This window comes from Streptomyces sp. NPDC051020 (assembly GCF_040683105.1).
Taxonomy (GTDB): Bacteria; Actinomycetota; Actinomycetes; order Streptomycetales; family Streptomycetaceae; genus Streptomyces.
Genome location: NZ_JBFBCG010000001.1, coordinates 24,080 through 42,288, shown reverse-complemented (window position 1 = coordinate 42,288; position 18,209 = coordinate 24,080). Strand labels below are relative to the sequence as shown.

The window sequence follows — 18,209 nt, the reverse complement described above, 5'->3', positions numbered from 1 at the left end:
GGTCCTACTTCGAGATGTTCGGCGGTGGCGTGATCGGTGTCGCGGCCAAGGACTGCGGCGAGGTCGTGGACGCGTACGCCGAGGGGGCAGCCATGGAGGCCGTCGGGTCCGCCGCCGACGGCTCGTCCGGCTGGGCCGGCACGCCGCCGACCATCCGGATGCCCGCCTCGTCGAAGGCCAGCTTGATCCGCCAGCGCAGCTCGCGCTCCACGCCCAGCGCCTTGCCCGGCATCGTCTTCGCCGTCACCCGGACCGTCATCGAGTCCAGGAGCACCGAGTCCAGTCCGAGGATCTCCACCGGACCCCACAGGCGTTCGGTCCACGGGTCCTCCTTGGCCATCAGCCCGGCGGCCTCGGTGATCACCGTACGTACCCGGCCGAGGTCCTCCGTGGGGCGTACCTGCACATCCACCCCGGCGGTCGACCAGCCCTGGCTGAGGTTGCCGATCCGCTTCACCTCGCCGTTGCGGACGTACCAGATCTCACCGTTGTCACCGCGCAGCTTGGTGACCCGCAGACCGACCTCGATGACCTCACCGGAGGCGACGCCCGCGTCGATGGTGTCCCCGACGCCGTACTGGTCCTCAAGGATCATGAAGACACCGGAGAGGAAGTCGGTGACGAGGTTGCGCGCACCGAAACCGAGCGCCACACCCGCGACACCGGCGGAGGCGAGCAGCGGCGCCAGATCGATCTGGAAGGCGCCCAGGATCATCAGGGCGGCCGTACCGAGGATCAGGAACGAAGCGACCGAACGGAGTACGGACCCGATGGCCTCGGAGCGCTGACGGCGGCGTTCCGCATTGACCAGCAGGCCGCCGAGGGCGGTGCCCTCGACGGCTTGGGCGCTGCGGTTCATCCGCTCGATGAGCTTGGTGAGAGCACGGCGGATCGCGGTGCGCAACATGACCGCGATGACCGCGATGAGGAGGATGCGCAGACCGGTGTTCAGCCAGGTGGACCAGTTCTCCTCCACCCAGCCCGCGGCGTGGCCGGCCTGCTTGGCGGCTTCGTCCAGCGAGCCGCCGGGCTCGGGTGACGGGGCTGCGGCCAACAGGGCGGACAGGGACACGGCGGAACCTCCGGATGGACGTGGGCTGACCAACCACACTAACGGGGCATCGGGAGTGCTCCATTGCCGTGACGGAGGGGAGAGGCACGCCTCACCCGGGGATATGGCAAGGGCAGCCGGTTCCGGGAGCGGGGTGCGAGGCCAGGTGTGGCCGATCGCACATCGATCCCGGGACCGCTCCGGCAATGGCCTGTTGAGCACCTGTTCCAGCCCTTCCGGGCCGTGCGGACGGCAGGGACCCGGGAAAATCCTTCCGGCCCGTTACCCGCACGTGGTGGCGGATTGACCAGGCATGAGGAGAGACTGAGATCGGATCGTCCCGGCGCGAGCCACGCGCCGCCGGCGTACAAGGAGGCATCCACCGTGCCGCATGTCCTGGTTCTCAACGCGTCGTACGAGCCGCTCGGCGTCGTACCGCTCCGCCGCGCGCTCGTCCTCGTCCTGGAGAACAAGGCCATCTGCCTTGAGGAGTCAGGCGCCCTCATGCACAGCGCCACCCGCGCCATCCCAGCCCCGAGCGTCGTCCGCCTGAAGCGGTTCGTACGGGTTCCCTACCGGGGGCCCGTTCCACTGACCCGCCGGGCGCTCTTCGCCAGGGACGGCGGGCGCTGCATGTACTGCGGTGCCGCCGCGACCAGCGTCGACCATGTCATCCCCCGCAGCCGAGGCGGACAGCACGCCTGGGACAACGTGGTGGCGGCCTGCCGCCGCTGCAACCACTTCAAGGCCGACCGTCATCTGCCGGAGATCGGCTGGCGGCTGCACCAGCAGCCCGCCCCGCCGACGGGACTCGCCTGGCGGATCATCGGGACGGGACACCGGGACCCGCGCTGGCTGCCGTACCTGCAACCCTTCGGCGCGGACGACGCGATGGCCCGGATCGACGGCATCTCAGCCTGAGGACCCGGGCCTTTGTCGTCCCCGGGGGTGGCGAGGGGTCGCCGTCCGGTCCGTGGGACGGCCGGTGCGCGGCTACTGCGCGACGGCGTACGCCTCCACCGACCAGAGCGAGTAGCCGAACTCGGTGCCGCGGGCGTCGCCCTGGACCCTGAGGAAGCGGGTGTCCTTCGCGTCCATGCGGACGGACTCGCGCCCGCCCCTGCCGTCCCGGACGGTCGCCGCCGTGCGCCAGTTGCGGCCGTCCGCGGAGACCTGTATGCGGTAGCGGGAGGCGTACGCGTCCTGCCACCGCAGTACCACCTGCCCGATCCTGGCGGGCTCCGCCAGTTCCGCCTGCCACCAGGCGCCGTCCTCGGCCGGGGACGACCAGCGGGTGGCCGGATCGCCGTCCGACGCGGCGGCCGCCGGGAAGTCCGGGGTCTCGTCGCCGGACGAGGAGGCGGTGGCCGTACGCGCCAGATCGGGCCCGGCGGTCCGCGGGTAGGCCCGCACGGTGAGGGTGCTCTCCTCGCTGCCGAAGCTGATCGGCACCTCGTACTCACCGGCAGGGGTGTCCGCCGGGACGGTGATCTCCACGGGGACGTCGGTACGTGACCCGCGCGGCACCGTCGTCTGCTTCGGGATGCTCACCTCGATGCCCCGGGGCGCCTTCACGGTGAGCGCGCCGCGCACCTCGGCGGGGCGGCGGGCGGCGAGCCGCGCGGCGACCCGCTGCGGCCGGCCACCGATCTCGGCGTCCGTCTCGCCCCGTGCGAGATCGAGCCCGGCCGCGGGCTCGTCACCGAACCACGGCACGAGGGCGCGTACCTGCGGGGCTTCGGGGACGGTTCCGGAGACCGTCGGCGGCAGCGTGCCCGCGCTCACGCCGGGGGCGGTCACGGCGGCACCCGTCGCCCAGCTGATCCGGATCGCGTCGGCCCGCACGCCCTTGGCCGCCGTCTGGGTCCAGCCGGTCGTCGACAGCCGGCCGAGGCGGCGCCAGCCCTCGCCCGGCACATGGGCCTCGAGCCGCGCGTCCGCCGTGGCTCCGCTGCCGGGTACGGTCATCGCGGTCACCGCCTCCACCGGGCGGGCCCGGTTCAGTCGGACCGTATGGCTGCCCGGGGCCTCGGTCACCGTGCCGGCGTCCCGGTCCGCGCCGGTCCACGCGTCGGCCTCCTTGCGCACCCGGTCCAGGAAGGGGTCGAGCACCCCCTTGCCGACCGTCGCCCCGCTCGCCCTGACCGCCGCGCGCAGCGGCTCCAGGGCCAGCGACGCCTTCCACGCGGCCGCACCGTCGCCGCGCGTCTGGGCCTGCAGCAGATCGACGGCGAGCTCGCCCGCCCGCCCGTACCGGGCCAACTGCTCCGTCCAGGGCCGCACTTCGTCGTCGAGCCGCCCGTCCGCCGGGCCCTTCAGCCGCTGCGGGGTCTCCCGCATCACGGTGAAAGCGGCCCGTAGCTCGCGTGCCGCGTCGGCCTGCGCCGTGGCGTCCGCCGTCGTACGGGAGTTCCAGAACGCGGCGAGCAACGGCCGCAGATACGCCGACTCGTCGCCGCCCAGCACGGACGTCGCGCTGTTCCCGGCCAGCACCCGCAGCGCGTCCCGGGTGCGGGCGTCGCCGCCCGCCAGATCGTCGATGGCCGCCTGCCAGGACTCCTGCGCCCGGTAGCCCTTCGGGTTCCAGGCGAAGTCGGCGGCGGTGAACAGCGGGATGCGGGACGCGGACGGCTGCTCCATCGCGTTGGCGAGCAGCGCCGCCGAGCCGATCGCGACCGCCGGGTCCCGGCCGGTGTACGGGCCGAGGAAGATGCGGTCCTGTGCGTAGTCGTTGACCGGGTAGTTGTCCATCGTGACGAGCGGATGCCGGAACGTGGCGCGCGCACCGGCCAGTTCCCCGCCGGTGATGGTCCTCGGCACGACCCCGACGCCGGTCCAGGCGATCTGCACGCGGTCGTCCAGCTCCTTCGCGAGAGCCGCGCGGTAGTGGGTGACCCCGTCCTGGTAGAACTCCGTCGGCATCACCGACAGCGGCTCCGCATCCGGGTACCGGTCCGCGAGATGCTGCGCCACCTTGCTCGCGACCCGCGCCTGGGCCCTGGCCGCCGCCTCGGGTCCGCTGCCGAAGGTGTCCCGGTCGTCGTCGCAGTGCCATTCGCTGTAGCTGACGTCCTGGAACTGCAGCTGGAAGACGCGCACGCCGAGTGCCCACATGGCGTCGATCTTCCGCGTCAGCGCCTTCACATCGCTGTCCGAGGACATGCACATGGCTTGGCCGGGCGAGACCGCCCAGCCGAGCGTCACATGCTGGGCGCGGGCCCGTTCGGCCAGTGCCCGGAAGTCGGCGCGCCGTTCGGCGGGGTACGGATCGCGCCAGCGGGCCTGCCGGTACGGGTCGTCGCCCGCCGCGTAGAGGTACCGGTTCTGCTTCGTCCGCCCCATGAAGTCGATCTGCGCGAGCCGCTCCGCACGCGTCCACGGATGCCCGTAGAAGCCCTCGGTCATGCCGCGTACGGCGGTGCCCGGCCAGTCCCGCACGGTGACCCCGGCGGCGCTTCCGTTCCGGATCAGCTGACGCAGCGTCTGCACGGCGTGGAAGAGGCCGTCGTCGCCGAGGCCGTCCAGGGCGACGGTGGGGCGGCCCGCGACCGTACCGACCGCGATCCGGTAGCCGCCGGACGGCAGATCGGCGCGCTCCGGGGCGCGCAGGGCCCGCAGGGCGTCCTGGGCGTCGTCGCCGCCGAGCCGGATGACCGGCCCGCGTCCCGGCAGCGCCTCGTGGACGGTCCGCACGCCCGCATCGCGCAGCACCTGCCGGGCTGCGTCGAGGGCGTACGGGTCGGTGCGCGCGCCGGCGAGGAGGGTCACCTCGGCGGAGAGTGGTACGGCGGCCCCGGACGCCTTGATGGTCTGCGGGCGCGGCCACACGGTGGGCAGCGCGCCGTCGTCCGTACGGTCGGACGCCGAAACGGCGGGAGAGCCGGGGGCCGAGGGCGCGGCGAAGGCGGCCGGGGAGCCCGTGGAGAGCAGTCCGCCGAGCACGGCGGCCGCGACGGCCGCCGCCTGCTTTCTGCGCCTGAGCTGCATGCCGTACTCCCTCGCTCCCATCGATGGGCTCCGAGCCCACCACCCGGGCGCGAGGGTGTCAATGCGTGTGACCGTTGTGCCGTATATGCCCGATGTGGCAGATGGGGTGACGTGCGGTCAGCGGTCGGCGGACCACAGCAGAGATGACGCCGAATGGCCGAAAACGGCGGATGGTTTACGGGTAACCGGCCTCTGAGGAACGGAATGTGACCCAGGGCACGTTGGAGTCGTTGTTGTAGCGCCTATGTCTGCGGTCGCGCCCGCTGGGTAGGCCTGCTGTGTCCACTTGTCCACGGCAAGGAGGCCGCCATGCCCGCTGCCGCGCAGCTTCTGCTCTCCGCCCTGACCGAACAGGTACCGGGTCCCGGCCCGCTCACCGGCGAACCCGCATACGCCGACGCCATACCTCTCACCAGCGAGCCGCCGCTCGCCGCAGCCATCCCTCTCACGAGTGAGCCGCCGCACGCCGCAGCCGTTCCTTTGACGAGCGAGCCGCCGCTCGCCGACGTCGCCCCACTGACCAGCGAGCCGACCGCCCCCGGCACCGCGGGGGGCACGGAGTCCCCAGGAGTCTGAATGGGCCTGTCCCGGCTCGCCGCTCTGCACGGCGTCGCCACCTCCTACTCCCCGTCCGCGGATGTCACGGTGACCGTCCCCGACGACACGGTGGTCACCGTGCTCGCCGCGCTGGGCGTGGACGCCGCCACACCCGAAGCGGTACGGGAATCACTCGCCGCCGCCGAGTCGGCGGCCGCCTCCCGGCTGCTCCCGCCGACGCTCGTGGTGTGGACCGGGGAGCCCCTGCCGCCCGCCCTGACCGCACTGAGCCCCGGCACCACACTGGACATCGAGCCCGAGGGAGCGGCCGGATCGCCCCGGCCGCCACGGATGAGGGTGCCGGGCGGACAGCCGGATCCGGCCGTTTCCGCGGCGAGCACCGCCACCCCCGCCTGGTGGGCCGAACCCCCGCTCGGTGTGCACCGGTTGACCGTGCGCACCCAGCACGGCCGGTCCGCCACCACCACTCTGATCGTCGCCCCGGCCCGGGTGCCCCAGCCGCCCCGGCGTACCCATGGCTTCCTCGTTCAGCTCTACTCCCTGCTCTCCGGGCGCTCCTGGGGCATGGGCGACCTCGGCGACCTCGCCGACCTCGCCGCCTGGTCGGGCCGGACCCTCGGCGCCGGGTTCGTCCAGGTCAATCCGTTGCACGCCGCTGTATTGGGCAGACCCACCGACCCGTCCCCGTACCGCCCCTCCTCGCGCCGCTTCCCCGACCCCGTCCATCTGCACATCGAGTCGATCCCGGAGTACGGGCACGTGCGGGACCGGGCCGCCCTCGACGATCTGCGGCACAGTGCCGAAGCCCTCAGCGAGGCGGTCCTGAACAAGGGTGCCCTGATCGACCGGGACGCCGTCTGGGAACTCAAGCGCCAGGCTCTCGAACTCGTATCGGAGGTCCCGCTGACCCCCGGCCGCCGCGCCGCCTACTGCGACTTCCTCGCCGAGCAGGGGCAGGCCCTGGAGGACCACGCCCTGTGGTGCGCCCTCGCCGAGGTGCACGGCTCCGACTGGCACGCCTGGCCACCCGGGCTGCGCGACCCCCGCTCCCCGCAGACCGCCCGCGCCCGCGGCGAACTCCTCGACCGGGTCGACTTCCACTGCCGGCTCGCCTGGCTGACCGACACCCAGCTCGGCGCCGCCCAGAGCGCCGCGCGGGATGCCGGGATGGCGGTCGGAATCGTCCACGACCTCGCCGTCGGCGTGCACCCCGGCGGCGCCGACGCCTGGGCGCAGCAGGACGCCTTCGCGCACGGCATGTCGGTCGGCGCACCCCCGGACGCGTTCAACGCGCGCGGCCAGGACTGGGGGCTGCCCCCGTGGCGCCCCGACGTCCTCGCCGCGTCCGGCTACGCCCCGTACCGCGGACTGCTCCGCGGCCTCCTCGCCCGCGCGGGCGCCCTCCGCATCGACCACGTCATGGGCCTGTTCCGGCTCTGGTGGGTTCCCGAGGGAAAGCCGCCGACCGAGGGCACATACGTCAGTCATGACGCCGAGGCGATGCTCGCCGTCCTCGCCCTGGAGGCGCGGCTGGCCGGCGCGGTCGTCATAGGGGAGGATCTCGGCACGGTCGAACCCGGCGTACGCGAAGCACTCGCACGGCGCGGAGTGCTCGGCACGTCCGTGCTCTGGTTCGAGCGCGACTGGGCGGGCACCGGCCGCCCGTTGCCCCCGCAGGCCTGGCGCAAGGGATGCCTGGCCACCGCCACCACCCACGACCTGCCGTCCACCGCCGCTCGGCTGACCGGCGACCACGTGACGCTCCGCCACCGCCTCGGCCTGCTCACCCGCACCCTGGAGCAGGAACAGACCGAGGACGCCGCCGACACCGCCGAGTGGCTCGCCCTGCTCGCCCGACTCGGGCTGTTCCCGGAGGGCGAGGGCGACGAGGAGGGCGCGGTCCGGGCCGTCCACCGCTTCCTGCTGCGCACCCCCGCCCGCATGGTCGGCATCTGGCTCCCGGACACGGTCGGCGACCGCCGCCCGCAGAACCTGCCGGGCACCTGGGACCAGTACCCCAACTGGCGGCTGCCCATCGCCGACGCGGAGGGCCACCCGGTCACCCTGGAGGAGCTCGCCGCATCCCCTCGTCTGCACCGCCTGATGGCGGTCCTCGACCCCGGGAACAGGGGTCCCCGTCCCCGTACGGCACCCCCGGGCGCGCGCCGCTCCTAGGCGTTCGCTACGTTTGCACCGTGGACAAGAAGAACGCAATGCGCACCGGCGCCGTGGCGGCCGGTACGACGCTGATGATGCTGCTCATGTCGTCCCCCGCGCTTGCGCTGACGCGTGACGCCGGCGACGACCCGGGCCCCGGCCTGAGCGCGATCGAAACGATCGGTCTGTACGTCGTGGCCCCCATCGCTCTGTTCGTGATCATCGCGGGCCTGGTCATGCTCCTGGACAAGTCCAAGAAGCAGGCCTGACCCTCCGGTTGCGCAGCGCCAGAACTGCGTAGCCCCACCGGCGCTGTCCCAGGGCGCCTCGTTGTGCGTTCCGGCGGAGCAGTTCAGCTACATGAACGGGCCGGGTCCGCGGCGGCGGATAATGTGCGGACATGACCGAGTGGGACATCAAGAAGCTCCGGATTCTGCGCACGCTGAGCGAGCGCGGGACCGTCACGGCGACGGCCGAGGCGCTGCTGATGACCCCCTCCGCGGTGTCCCAGCAGCTCTCCAACCTGGCCAAGCAGCTGGGCGTACCTCTGCTGGAAGCACAGGGGCGACGCGTCCGGCTCACCGATGCCGCGCACCTCGTACTCCGCCACGCCGAAGCGGTCTTCGCCCAGCTGGAACGCGCCGACGCCGAGTTGACCGGCTACCTGCGGGGCGAGGCGGGGGAGGTGCGGGTCGGCGCCTTCTCGACGGCGGTGCCCGCCCTCGTCGTACCGGCGGTCCGGCTCCTGCGCGCCGACGACCGGCCGGGACCGTCGGTGCGGGTACGGGAGGCGGAGGCCGCGGAGGCGTACGAACTCCTGTCGGCCGGCGACGTCGACCTCGCGCTCTCCCTCGCCGCGCACGCACCGACCGCCCACGACCCCCGCTTCACCCTCCTCCCCCTGCTGACCGACCCGCTCGACGTCGCCCTCCCCGCCGGTCACCGGCTCGCGGACGCCCCAGGGCTCCGGCTGGCCGACCTCGCCGCCGAACCGTGGATCTTCGGCGGTTCGGGCCCCTGGTCGGAGATCACCACGGCCGCGTGCGAGGCGGCCGGGTTCGTGCCGGAGCAGGCGCACAGCGCCTCCGGGTGGACCGCGATCCTCGCCATGGTCGAGGCGGGCATGGGGGTCGCCCTGATCCCGCGGATGGCATCGGCGGAACGCCGCACGGGTGTGGTGATGCGCGTTCTGGAGGCGGACCTGCCTAGGCGCCATGTGGTGGCGGCGGTACGACAGGGCGCGGAGGAGGGACCGGCGGTGGCCCGGGTCCTGGTCGCGCTCGAACAGGTCAGCGCGGCCCGCGCGCATACATTCAGCTGACCTGAAGGAATTGTGCGGAAACTTTCGATGGACCTGATGGTTCATCCGGCGTGACAGTTACCCACATGACCTTCGACGCGAACGAGACCACTGCCTCGGACAACGACCCCCACGCCAACGACGCGGCCCCGTATGGCGGAGGCGACCCCTACGCCGACTACCGCACCGGCGACTTCCCCTTCACCGAACTGGTGGACCTCGCCGACCGCCGCCTCGGTGCGGGCGTGATCGCCGCGAACGACGAGTTCTTCGCCGAGCGCGAGAACCTGCTGATCCGCGAGCGCGCCGTGTTCGACCCTGAGCGCTTCGGGCACAAGGGCAAGATCATGGACGGCTGGGAGACCCGCCGCCGACGCGGCACCGACGCCGCACACCCCTTCCCGGCGCCCGAGGACCACGACTGGGCCCTCGTCCGCCTCGGCGCCCCCGGCATCATCCGCGGCATCGTCGTCGACACCGCCCACTTCCGTGGCAACTACCCGCAGCGCGTCTCGATCCAGGCGACATCGGTCGAGGGCTCACCCAGCCCCTCCGAACTCCTCGCCGACGACGTGAAATGGGAGGAGATCGTCCCGCCGACCCCCGTACGGGGCCACGCCGCCAACGGGTTCGAGATCACCGGCGGCCGCCGCTACACCCACATCCGCCTCTGCCAGCACCCCGACGGGGGCATAGCCCGCCTCCGCGTCCATGGCGAGGTCCTCCCCGACCCCACATGGCTGGCGACCCTCGGCACGATCGACCTGATCGCGGTGGTCAACGGCGGTGCCTACGAGGACGCCTCGGACCGCTTCTACTCCTCACCGACCCAGATCATCCTGCCCGGCACCTCCCGCACGATGGACGACGGCTGGGAGAACCGCCGCCGCCGCGTACGCGACACGAACGACTGGGTCCGCTTCCGCCTGGTCGCCCAGGGCGCGGTCCGCGCGGTCGAGATCGACACGGCCTGCCTCAAGGGCAACGCGGCCGGCTGGATCGCCCTCCAGGGCCGCAACGGCGAGACGGGTGAATGGTTCGACATCATCCCCCGCACCGAGCTCCAGCCCGACACCCTCCACCGCTTCCCCCTGCGCGCGCAGGCCGTGGTCACTCACGTCCGCCTCGACGCGTTCCCGGACGGCGGCGTGGCCCGCATGCGCCTGCACGGCACGCTCACGGAATCGGGAGCGGCCGAACTGGCCACCCGCTACGAGGAGTCGGGCGTATAACAGGTGCGCAAAGGGGGCGCTCCCCGAAGGAAGCGCCCCCACTGCTCAGCTGCTGTTACCGCTACGCGGAAGCCGCCGCCGCGTCCGCCGCCTGGGCCTTCAGCGCACGCTCCACGCCTGCCCGCGACTCGGAGACCAGCCGGCGCAGTGCCGCGTTCGGCTCCGCCGAGTCCAGCCAGGCGTCCGTCGCGTCCAGGGTCTCCTGCGAGACCTGGAGGGACGGGTAGAGGCCGACGGCGATCTGCTGGGCCATCTCGTAGCTGCGCGAGTCCCAGACGTCCTTCACCGCTGCGAAGAACTTCTCGGAGTACGGGGCCAGCAGCTCGCGCTGGTCGGTCTGGACGAAGCCGCCGATGACCGCCTCCTGGACGGCGTTCGGAAGCTTGTCCGACTCGACGACCGAGGCCCATGCCTCCGCCTTCGCCTCGGCCGTGGGACGTGCCGCGCGGGCGGTCGCCGCGTGGCGTTCGCCGGCGGCCGTCTTGTCGCGCTCGTACTCGGCGGCGATCTCGTCCTCGTCCAACAGGCCGACCGCGGCAAGTCGCTCGACGAACGCCCAGCGCAGCTCGGTGTCGACGACGAGGCCCTCGACCGTCTCCGTGCCGTTGAGCAGTGCCTGGAGCAGGTCGAGCTGCTGCGGGTTGCGGGCCGTTGCCGCGAGTGCGTGGGCCCAGGCGAGCTGGTGGTCGCTGCCGGGCTCCGCGGCGCGCAGGTGGGCGAGGGTCGCCTCCGTCCAGTGCGCCAGTGCCGCCTCGCGGGACTCCGGCGCCGCGTACAGGTCCAGGGCCAGCTTCACCTGGCGGTGCAGCGACTGGACGACGCCGATGTCCGACTCCTTGCCGATGCCGGACAGGACGAGCGAAAGGTAGTCGCGCGTGGCCAGCTCTCCGTCACGGGTCATGTCCCAGGCGGAGGCCCAGCACAGGGCGCGCGGCAGCGACTCGGTGAAGTCGCCGAGGTGCTCGGTGACGACCCGCAGGGATTCCTCGTCGAGGCGGACCTTCGCGTACGACAGGTCGTCGTCGTTGAGGAGGATGACCGCCGGACGGGCGATGTTCGCCGGGAACGGGACGGTGGTGCGCTCGCCGTCGACGTCCAGCTCGATCCGGTTCGTACGGACCAGCTTGCCGGAGTCGTCGAGGTCGTAGCAGCCGATCGCGATCCGGTGCGGGCGCAGCGTCGACTCGCCCTTGGCGCCGGCGGGCAGCGCCGGGGCCTCCTGAAGAACGGTGAACGACGTGACGTGACCGTTCGCGTCGGTGGTGACCTCCGGGCGCAGGACGTTGATGCCCGCCGTCTCCAGCCATGCCTTCGACCAGGTCTTCAGGTCGCGGCCGGAGGTCTTCTCCAGCGCGCCCAGCAGGTCGGACAGGCGGGTGTTGCCGAACGCGTGCGCCTTGAAGTACGCCTGGACGCCCTTGAAGAACTCGTCCATGCCGACGTACGCCACCAGCTGCTTCAGGACCGAGGCGCCCTTGGCGTACGTGATCCCGTCGAAGTTGACCAGCACGTCGTCCAGGTCACGGATGTCCGCCATGATCGGGTGCGTGGACGGCAGCTGGTCCTGGCGGTAGGCCCAGGTCTTCTCGCTGTTGGCGAACGTGGTCCAGGCGTTCGGCCACTTCGAGCCCTCCGCGTACGCCTGGCAGGCGACCGAGGTGTACGTGGCGAACGACTCGTTCAGCCACAGGTCGTTCCACCACTCCATGGTGACGAGGTCGCCGAACCACATGTGCGCCAGCTCGTGCAGGATGGTCTCCGCGCGCCGCTCGTACGCCGCGTCCGTCACCTTCGAGCGGAACACGTACTGGTCGCGGATGGTGACCGCGCCCGCGTTCTCCATCGCGCCCGCGTTGAACTCCGGGACGAACAGCTGGTCGTACTTGGCGAACGGGTAGTCGTAGTCGAACTTCTCCTGGAACCAGTCGAAGCCCTGCCGTGTGACGTCGAAGATCGCGTCCGCGTCGAGGAACTCGGCGAGCGAGGGACGGCAGTAGATGCCGAGCGGAACGGACTGGCCGTCCTTCTCGTAGCTGCTGTGCACCGCGTGGTACGGACCGACGATCAGGGCCGTGATGTACGTCGAGATGCGCGGCGTCGGCTCGAAGACCCAGACGTCGTCCTTGGGCTCCGGGGTGCGGGAGTTCGAGATGACCGTCCAGCCCGCCGGCGCCTTCACGGTGAACTGGAAGGTCGCCTTCAGGTCGGGCTGCTCGAAGCTCGCGAACACCCGGCGGGCGTCCGGCACCTCGAACTGCGTGTACAGGTACGCCTGCTGGTCGACCGGGTCGACGAAGCGGTGCAGGCCCTCGCCGGTGTTGGTGTACGCGCAGTCCGCGACGACCCGCAGCTCGTTGGAGCCCGCCCGCAGGTGCGGCAGCGCGATCCGCGAGTCGCGGAAGACGGCCGCCACGTCCAGGGCCTTGCCGTTCAGCTCGACCTCGTGCACGGCCGGGGCGACCAGGTCGATGAAGGTCTCCGCACCGGCTTCGGCGGAGTCGAAGCGCACGGTGGTGACGGACCGGTAGGTGCCGCCCTCCTGTGCGCCGGAGAGGTCGAGATCGATCTCGTACGCGTCCACGGTCAGCAGGCGCGCCCGCTCCTGTGCCTCTTCGCGGGTCAGATTCGTGCCAGGCACCCGGTCATCTCCTTGATATGTGATGTTTCCGGCCATCCTTCCACGCGGAACGCGCGCAACGCTATGTCCGTTTTCCGCCGGACCCCGGCGGTGCCACGCGCGACGCTCGAACCATGACCGGTTACGAGGCACGTCCCATCGATCCTGCTGTCCTCAAGGAGCTCCGCGACACCGACGACGCGGGCCGTCCCTGCGCCCCCTACATCGAGCGGGAAGGCGGCAGCCCGCTGCGCTGCTGTCTGCGGGGCGTCGAGCCGGGGGAGCGGATCGCCCTCGTCTCGTACGCGCCGCTGCGCCGCTGGGCGGCCGCGACCTGGGCCAGGCCCGGGGCGTACGACGAGCAGGGCCCCGTCTACATCCACGCCGAGGAGTGCGAGGGCCTGGCGGCGGACGCGGACGGCTATCCGTTCGCCCGGGCCGGCGCGCTGCGCACGGTCCGCCGCTACAACGCGGACGGCCACATCGTCGGCGGCCGTCTGCTGGAGATCCCCGCCGACCCGTCGCGCGGCTTCGACGAGGCGTTCGCGGAGGCGTTCGCCGACCCGGAGGTGGCGCTGGTGCATGTCAGGGCCGTCGAGTACGGCTGCTTCCACTTCGAGGTCCGCAGGCCGCAGGGCTGACGGCGGAGGGAGAGAGGGCACGGACAGAGGTTTCGGCGGACATCCGGCAGGGTGCCCGCCGAAACCTCTGTCCGTGCGGCGCGTCAGCCGTTCAGCTCCGCCGCGACGAGCTCCGCGATCTGCACCGCGTTCAGCGCCGCGCCCTTGCGCAGGTTGTCGCCGGAGACGAAGAGCGCCAGCCCGTTCTCCACGGTCTCGTCGGCCCGGATACGGCCCACGTACGACACGTCCTGGCCGGCCGCCTGGAGCGGGGTCGGGATCTCCGAGAGCTCGACGCCCTCGGCGTTGTTCAGCAGCTCGTAGGCGCGCTCGACGCTGATCGGGCGGGCGAAGCGGGCGTTGATCTGGAGGGAGTGGCCGGAGAAGACCGGGACCCGGACGCAGGTGCCGGACACCTTGAGCTCCGGGATCTCCAGGATCTTGCGGGACTCGTTGCGGAGCTTCTGCTCCTCGTCGGTCTCGAACGAGCCGTCGTCGACGATAGCGCCGGCCAGCGGCAGCACGTTGAAGGCGATCGGCCGCTTGTAGACGGCCGGCTCGGGGAACTCGACGGCGCCGCCGTCGTGGGTGAGCTTGTCGGCGTCGGCGATCACCTTGGACGCCTGCCCGTGCAGCTCGGCGACGCCGGCCAGACCGGAGCCGGAGACCGCCTGGTAGCTGGTGACGACCAGTGCGTCGAGGCCGGCCTCGACGTGCAGCGGGCGCAGCACGGGCATCGCGGCCATCGTGGTGCAGTTCGGGTTCGCGATGATGCCCTTGGGGCGGTTCTTGATCGCGTGCGGGTTGACCTCGGAGACGACGAGCGGAACCTCGGGGTCCTTGCGCCACGCGGAGGAGTTGTCGATCACGACGGCGCCCTGGGAGGCGACCTTCTCGGCGAGCGCCTTGGACGTCGCGCCACCGGCGGAGAACAGCACGATGTCCAGACCCGTGTAGTCCGCGGTGGAGGCGTCCTCGACCGTGATCTCCTGGCCTTCCCACTCGATCGTGGAACCGGCGGAGCGCGCGGAGGCGAAGAGCCGCAGCTCGTCGGTCGGGAACTTCCGCTCGGCCAGGATCCTGCGCATGACTGTGCCGACCTGACCGGTGGCGCCGACGATTCCGACCTTCACAGGGACTCCTTCAAACGTACGAGCTGGCGCGGTTGCCGTTCCATGATGCGTGTGGTTACGGCTTCCTTGTCCAATCCATTGTCCGGCAGACGGACAGTGGGCGCGGATCGAACGTTTCGCGGCGCCCCGGCGGCAGGGGGGAACACGCTCCCGGAACGGGAAAGGGCGGGCGCCCCTGCGGGCGCCCGCCCCTCTCGGTATCACTGCACAGCAACCGCTACGGCGTGACCTTCTCGATCACGACGCTGCCGGTGCCCGCCGCGGTGCCGCGGCTGTTCACCAGCTGGACCTCGCCGAAGAACTGGCGTCCCTCGGGAGCCGCACCGGCGACCACGACCTCGGCGCCGACCTGTGCCGAGGCGCCGTTGGCCAGGTTCACGGCCTTCGACTCGTCGACCTTGAGCGTGCCGAGCGACGGCGTGTAGTACACGTCGCGGTAGGTGTACGTGGTGGTCCCGGCCGGGACCGAGTAGCCGTCGACGACGATCGTGTACGTACCCGCGGCGGGCTTCGCCAGGCTGACCGCCTCTTCCGAGCCCGCGGTCGTGGAGGAGCCGACCTGCTTGCCGTCCTTGTCGAGGACGTACAGGTCCAGGTCGGCGTTGGCGTCCGAGGTGCCGCCGATGGCGACGTCCAGCTTCTCGACGCCCGAACCGATGGTGACCGTGGTGACCTGCTCGTCCTTCGTCTTGATCGACGGGGTGGCGACCTTGGCCGAGCCCAGCGAGCCGCCCTTGAGCTTGCCCTCCAGGTCGCCCGCACCGTTGGTGACGGTCCAGTTCACCGCGGTCGGCGTGCCGATCTTCGCCTCGGGCAGCGTCCGCACGGCCGGGTCGAAGGACGCGCCGAGCAGGGAGACATCGAGCTTGAACGGGTTGTCCAGCAGCGGCGACGTACGCCGTGCCTCGACCTCGATCTCCCAGACACCGGCCTGCGGGTCGGCGTACGAGCGCACGTCGGGGCGGCAGGTGTTGTTCGGGTTGTCGTAGTTCGGGTAGCAGAACGGCGTTCCGCTGTTCTCCATCTGCACCCCGTACGGGTGGATGGAGATGAACCGGGTCTGGCTGCCCGAGCGCAGGCCGCTCATCGCGACCTCAAGGGTCTTGGCGCCCTCCGGCACGTTCACGAAGTACGACGTGGTGCCGTTGCGCTGCACCGAGCCGGACGCCGTGAACGCGTAGGCGGGCTTCACCAGGTCCTTGGCGACGACGACCGTGGCGAGGATCTGCTGGTCCACACCGGAGGTCTTCGCGTCATCGACCTGCAGGATCGCGCTGTGCACGCCCGCGCTGCCCGGCTTCGCCTGGACCTTGACGGTCACCGGCTTGCCCAGCGGCAGCGAGACGGTGCTGCTGCCGGTGAGCGTGAAGGTGCCGTCGTTGTTCTTCCAGGACAGCTTGTGCGCGACGTCGTTGTCCGGGCCCGTGGTGCGGGTGATCGTGACGTCGTACGACTTCGTCTGGCCGACCTTCAGGCCGCCTTCGCGGTCGTACAGGCCGGTACCGAAGCCGGGGGTCTGCAGCGCGAAGTCGATCGCCGTGTCGACCGGGGCCTTCACGGAGTACTCGTGCGCCGGGGCGCCCTGCTTCTCGATCAGCTTCCAGGCGTCGATGATGTTGATCAGGCCGGCACCCTGGGCGTGCGCGGGCACTCCCTCGATGTGCGTGGCGCTGCTGGTCAGTGCGGTGCGCAGGTCGGCCGGGGGCAGCTCGATGTGCTTCTGCTTCGCGGCGGACAGCAGCAGCGCGGTCGCACCGGCGGCCTGCGGCGAGGCCATCGAGGTGCCCTGCAGCATGGAGTAACCGGCCGGGAGCGAGTAGCCCGCCTCCTTGACCGGGCCACCGGGCAGCCAGGTCTGGGTGGAGTTGATGGAGGCGCCGGGCGCGCTCAGGGTCGGCGTGAAGCCGCCGTCCTCACGCGGACCACGGGACGAGAACGGCATCATGTCGTACTTCTTGGTGACGTTCGAGCCGTAGTTGGCGGCCCAGGTCTCCTTGGAGATGGACGCGCCGACGGAGATGACGTGGTCGGCGAGGCCGGGGTCACCGATGGTGTTCACACCCGGGCCGTCGTTGCCGGCCGAGATGACCAGCTGGACGCCGTAGGTGTCGATGAGCCGCTTGTACAGCCTCGCGCGGGCGTTGTTGCCGTCGTTGAGCGGCGGCAGGCCACCGATCGACATGTTGACGACATCGACACCGCGGTTCACGACGAGGTCGGTCATGCCCTCCATGAGCGCGATGTTGGTGCAGCCGCCGGTCCAGGTGCAGGCGCGCGAGGAGACGATCTTCGCGCCGGGCGCGGCGCCGTTCATCTTGCCGCCGAACAGCCCGTTGGCGGCGGTGATGCCGGCGACGTGGGTGCCGTGCTCGCTCTCGATGACACCGATGTTGACGTAGTCGGACGTGTCGCCGGCCGCGTTGTAGACCACGTTCTTGCGGGTCTCGACGACGAACGGGATGCGCTCGACGACATCGGTCCGCGGGTCGTCCGTGCCGAAGTAGGAGACCTGATGCTTCTCCTTGTACGGCTTCAGGACGGTGTCGTTCGAGAAGTCGGCGTCGTTGTTCAGGTCGACGCGGACGGTGCCGGTGACCGGGTCGTAGAGAACGGCCCAGGTGTCGGTGGTGTCACCGTCACGGTTGAGGTCGCCCGCCATGTCGCCGCCGCGGGTGGCGGACTCGGCGAACACCTGGATCTTGTACGAGCCCTCGGGCGCCGAGTACGTACGGCCCTTGTAGGTGAACGTCGGACCGGACACGGAGTCCGTCATCTGCAGCCAGGTGCCGTCTTTGTCCCTGACCGGGTCGGTGGCCGTCACCCAGTCGACGATCTTGCGCTCGCCGGTGCTGGTCTTCTGGAGAGCCGGGTGACCGAGGTCGACACCCGAGTCCAGGATGCCGATGGTCACGCCGCGGCCGTCGGCCTTCGGGTGCTCCTTCACGAAGTCGACCGCACCCGTCTCGAAGGACGGGTTGTACGGGTTCTTCGCCGGCGTTTTGCTGTTGGGCGCCGGGTAGGTGCCCGTGGACGTCGTCCTCCCCCCGGCGGCCCGGTCGCCCGAGGGCGTCGGGTCGTCGAGCATGATCTCCTGCTTGAGATCGATGCCTTGGACGGATGTCAGCTTCGAGGCAGCCTTGATGGTCGCCTCGGCGGTTGCGGTCGGTACGGTCGCGCGGACGTAGCCGAGCTTGTCGTACGTACGTTCCACCACGGACCCCTTGACGGCGTCCAACTGCTCGGTGACCTGCTCGGTCGCACCGGGCGCGGTGGCGATCATCATGGTGATGTTCTTCTCGCCCTTGGCTTCCGCCTTGGCCAGAAGATCGGCATCGACCGCACCGAGCTTGTCGCTGTCCGCGCCTGCCTTGACGGGGGCGGGGGCCGGGTCGTCGGCGGCGAAGACCGGGGCGGCACCGGAGGCGGCCAGTGCGGCCACCAGACCGGCAGCGGCCGCGACTCGGGCCACGCGTCTCGCCCCGGATATGGAACTGGGGGATTCGGAGGTCATCAGCATCCCTGTAAGTGAAAGAGAAAGTCCGGAATTCGGTACC

General features: G+C 71.2%; 12 protein-coding genes. 7 read left to right on the top strand and 5 right to left on the bottom strand.

Going from position 1 to position 18,209, the window contains the following annotated elements:
* Positions 1 to 4 precede the first annotated feature (4 nt).
* Entirely contained in the window at positions 5 to 1,072 is a 1,068-nt protein-coding gene (locus tag AB0N06_RS00190) for a mechanosensitive ion channel family protein (protein WP_366132507.1), read from the bottom strand.
* A gap of 363 nt (positions 1,073 to 1,435) precedes the next feature.
* On the opposite strand from AB0N06_RS00190, the gene AB0N06_RS00185 reads away from it, so the two are divergent.
* Positions 1,436 to 1,972, top strand: a complete 537-nt coding sequence (locus AB0N06_RS00185) for an HNH endonuclease (RefSeq protein ID WP_366132506.1) — start codon at positions 1,436 to 1,438, stop codon at positions 1,970 to 1,972.
* Positions 1,973 to 2,044: 72 nt separating this feature from the next.
* Here the strand turns inward: AB0N06_RS00185 and AB0N06_RS00180 are convergent, their stop codons facing one another.
* Positions 2,045 to 5,038, bottom strand: coding sequence for a beta-N-acetylglucosaminidase domain-containing protein (locus tag AB0N06_RS00180; protein WP_366132505.1), 2,994 nt, complete (start codon positions 5,036 to 5,038; stop codon positions 2,045 to 2,047).
* Positions 5,039 to 5,347: 309 nt separating this feature from the next.
* Here AB0N06_RS00180 and AB0N06_RS00175 point away from each other — a divergent pair, with 309 nt between their 5' ends.
* The 5 genes from AB0N06_RS00175 to alc all read left to right on the top strand — a co-directional run bounded on the left by AB0N06_RS00175 (position 5,348) and on the right by alc (position 10,285).
* Positions 5,348 to 5,614 carry a hypothetical protein gene (locus AB0N06_RS00175; RefSeq protein WP_366132504.1) on the top strand — a complete coding sequence of 89 codons (267 nt, stop codon included), beginning with the start codon at positions 5,348 to 5,350 and terminating at the stop codon, positions 5,612 to 5,614.
* Entirely contained in the window at positions 5,615 to 7,771 is a 2,157-nt protein-coding gene (malQ, locus tag AB0N06_RS00170) for a 4-alpha-glucanotransferase (RefSeq protein ID WP_366132503.1), read from the top strand.
* 20 nt (positions 7,772 to 7,791) lie between these two features.
* The gene (locus tag AB0N06_RS00165; RefSeq protein WP_366132502.1) at positions 7,792 to 8,022 is read left to right on the top strand and encodes a hypothetical protein; all 231 of its coding nucleotides are present in this window, start codon (positions 7,792 to 7,794) and stop codon (positions 8,020 to 8,022) included.
* Positions 8,023 to 8,153: 131 nt separating this feature from the next.
* Positions 8,154 to 9,074 (top strand): LysR substrate-binding domain-containing protein, encoded by a 921-nt coding sequence (locus AB0N06_RS00160; RefSeq protein WP_366132501.1) that lies wholly within the window; start codon positions 8,154 to 8,156, stop codon positions 9,072 to 9,074.
* A gap of 65 nt (positions 9,075 to 9,139) precedes the next feature.
* Positions 9,140 to 10,285: an allantoicase gene (gene alc / locus AB0N06_RS00155; RefSeq protein WP_366132500.1), complete on the top strand. Its 1,146-nt coding sequence runs from the start codon at positions 9,140 to 9,142 to the stop codon at positions 10,283 to 10,285.
* Between the two features lie 61 nt (positions 10,286 to 10,346).
* On the opposite strand, the gene pepN is transcribed toward alc, so the two are convergent.
* Positions 10,347 to 12,923, bottom strand: a complete 2,577-nt coding sequence (gene pepN / locus AB0N06_RS00150; protein ID WP_366132499.1) for an aminopeptidase N — start codon at positions 12,921 to 12,923, stop codon at positions 10,347 to 10,349.
* 113 nt (positions 12,924 to 13,036) lie between these two features.
* Here pepN and AB0N06_RS00145 point away from each other — a divergent pair, with 113 nt between their 5' ends.
* A complete protein-coding gene (locus AB0N06_RS00145) occupies positions 13,037 to 13,543 on the top strand; it encodes a DUF1203 domain-containing protein (RefSeq protein ID WP_366132498.1) in 507 nt (168 codons plus the stop codon).
* Positions 13,544 to 13,626: 83 nt separating this feature from the next.
* On the opposite strand, the gene AB0N06_RS00140 is transcribed toward AB0N06_RS00145, so the two are convergent.
* Both AB0N06_RS00140 and AB0N06_RS00135 read right to left on the bottom strand, forming a co-directional pair.
* Positions 13,627 to 14,655, bottom strand: coding sequence for an aspartate-semialdehyde dehydrogenase (locus tag AB0N06_RS00140; RefSeq protein WP_366132497.1), 1,029 nt, complete (start codon positions 14,653 to 14,655; stop codon positions 13,627 to 13,629).
* 217 nt (positions 14,656 to 14,872) lie between these two features.
* Positions 14,873 to 18,172: a S8 family serine peptidase gene (locus AB0N06_RS00135; RefSeq protein ID WP_366132495.1), complete on the bottom strand. Its 3,300-nt coding sequence runs from the start codon at positions 18,170 to 18,172 to the stop codon at positions 14,873 to 14,875.
* Between the last annotated feature and the right edge of the window lie 37 nt (positions 18,173 to 18,209).